Source organism: Vibrio sp. 10N.222.51.C5, assembly GCF_041474575.1.
Classification (GTDB): Bacteria; Pseudomonadota; Gammaproteobacteria; order Enterobacterales; family Vibrionaceae; genus Vibrio; species Vibrio crassostreae_C.
In genome coordinates, this window is record NZ_JBFRUJ010000001.1 from 1 (window position 1) to 2,805 (window position 2,805).

Below are 2,805 nucleotides of genomic sequence, written 5' to 3' on the forward strand. Positions count from 1 at the left end.
TTAAAGCCTGGCGATGTCCTACTCTCACATGGGGAAGCCCCACACTACCATCGGCGCTATTGTGTTTCACTTCTGAGTTCGGCATGGAATCAGGTGGGTCCACAATGCTATGGTCGCCAAGCAAATTTTGCTTTTACTTTCAGCTTTTTTAAAAACTGAAGGCAAAATAATCTGGAAAACTGATTTAAAAGTCTATCTCTTCAAACTCATTCAAGGTCTGGTCTTTCTTTGAGTCCACAAAACCCCTTGGGTGTTGTATGGTTAAGCCTCACGGGCAATTAGTACAGGTTAGCTCAATGCCTCGCAGCACTTACACACCCTGCCTATCAACGTCGTAGTCTACGACAACCCTTTAGGACACTTATAGTGCCAGGGAAAACTCATCTCAAGGCTCGCTTCCCGCTTAGATGCTTTCAGCGGTTATCGATTCCGAACTTAGCTACCGGGCAATGCCATTGGCATGACAACCCGAACACCAGAGGTTCGTCCACTCCGGTCCTCTCGTACTAGGAGCAGCCCCTTTCAATTTTCCAACGCCCACGGCAGATAGGGACCGAACTGTCTCACGACGTTCTAAACCCAGCTCGCGTACCACTTTAAATGGCGAACAGCCATACCCTTGGGACCGACTTCAGCCCCAGGATGTGATGAGCCGACATCGAGGTGCCAAACACCGCCGTCGATATGAACTCTTGGGCGGTATCAGCCTGTTATCCCCGGAGTACCTTTTATCCGTTGAGCGATGGCCCTTCCATTCAGAACCACCGGATCACTATGACCTGCTTTCGCACCTGCTCGAATTGTCATTCTCGCAGTCAAGCGGGCTTATGCCATTGCACTAACCACACGATGTCCAACCGTGTTTAGCCCACCTTCGTGCTCCTCCGTTACTCTTTGGGAGGAGACCGCCCCAGTCAAACTACCCACCAGGCACTGTCCGTAATCCCGATTCAGGGACCAACGTTAGAACATCAAAACTACAAGGGTGGTATTTCAAGGACGACTCCACCACATCTAGCGACGCGGTTTCATAGTCTCCCACCTATCCTACACATGTAGGTTCAATGTTCAGTGCCAAGCTGTAGTAAAGGTTCACGGGGTCTTTCCGTCTAGCCGCGGGTACACTGCATCTTCACAGCGATTTCAATTTCACTGAGTCTCGGGTGGAGACAGCGTGGCCATCATTACGCCATTCGTGCAGGTCGGAACTTACCCGACAAGGAATTTCGCTACCTTAGGACCGTTATAGTTACGGCCGCCGTTTACCGGGGCTTCGATCAAGAGCTTCGACCGAAGTCTAACCCCATCAATTAACCTTCCGGCACCGGGCAGGCGTCACACCGTATACGTCATCTTACGATTTTGCACAGTGCTGTGTTTTTAATAAACAGTTGCAGCCACCTGGTATCTGCGACTCTCGTCTGCTCCATCCGCAAGGGACTTCACTGATAAGAGCGTACCTTCTCCCGAAGTTACGGTACCATTTTGCCTAGTTCCTTCACCCGAGTTCTCTCAAGCGCCTTGGTATTCTCTACCCGACCACCTGTGTCGGTTTGGGGTACGATTCCTTACAATCTGAAGCTTAGAGGCTTTTCCTGGAAGCATGGCATCAATGACTTCACTACCGTAGTAGCTCGACATCGTATCTCAGCGTTAGTAGCGGTCCGGATTTACCTAAACCACCCGCCTACGTACTTGAACCTGGACAACCGTCGCCAGGCCCACCTAGCCTTCTCCGTCCCCCCATCGCAATTGTAAGAAGTACGGGAATATTAACCCGTTTCCCATCGACTACGCCTTTCGGCCTCGCCTTAGGAGTCGACTTACCCTGCCCCGATTAACGTTGGACAGGAACCCTTGGTCTTCCGGCGAGGGAGTTTTTCACTCCCTTTATCGTTACTCATGTCAGCATTCGCACTTCTGATACCTCCAGCAGCCCTTACAGACCACCTTCAACGGCTTACAGAACGCTCCCCTACCCCACATACCCTAAGGTACGTAGCCGCAGCTTCGGTGTATAGCTTAGCCCCGTTACATCTTCCGCGCAGGCCGACTCGACCAGTGAGCTATTACGCTTTCTTTAAATGATGGCTGCTTCTAAGCCAACATCCTGGCTGTCTGAGCCTTCCCACATCGTTTCCCACTTAGCTATACTTTGGGACCTTAGCTGGCGGTCTGGGTTGTTTCCCTCTCCACGACGGACGTTAGCACCCGCCGTGTGTCTCCCGGATAGTACTTACTGGTATTCGGAGTTTGCAAAGGGTTGGTAAGTCGGGATGACCCCCTAGCCTTAACAGTGCTCTACCCCCAGTAGTATTCGTCCGAGGCGCTACCTAAATAGCTTTCGGGGAGAACCAGCTATCTCCAGGTTTGATTGGCCTTTCACCCCTAGCCACAAGTCATCCGCTAATTTTTCAACATTAGTCGGTTCGGTCCTCCAGTTGATGTTACTCAACCTTCAACCTGCCCATGGCTAGATCACCTGGTTTCGGGTCTAATCCTAGCAACTGTACGCCCAGTTAAGACTCGGTTTCCCTACGGCTCCCCTAAACGGTTAACCTTGCTACTAAAATTAAGTCGCTGACCCATTATACAAAAGGTACGCAGTCACACCACGAAGGTGCTCCTACTGCTTGTACGTACACGGTTTCAGGTTCTATTTCACTCCCCTCACAGGGGTTCTTTTCGCCTTTCCCTCACGGTACTGGTTCACTATCGGTCAGTCAGTAGTATTTAGCCTTGGAGGATGGTCCCCCCATATTCAGACAGGATATCACGTGTCCCGCCCTACTCGTTTTCACTGAT

The 2,805-nt window shown here is 51.1% G+C and carries 1 rRNA gene and 1 other annotated feature (1 of these 2 only partly in view); the gene reads right to left on the reverse strand.

From position 1 onward, the window contains the following. Nucleotides 1-5: 5 nt before the first annotated feature. Nucleotides 6-121: ribosomal RNA gene (rrf, locus tag AB4558_RS00005) — 5S ribosomal RNA — on the reverse strand. Between the two features lie 136 nt (nt 122-257). Next, nucleotides 258-2,805 (reverse strand) — a sequence feature (mutual gap in cmsearch alignment for this rRNA model is longer than 100); it runs 1,065 nt beyond the window's last position.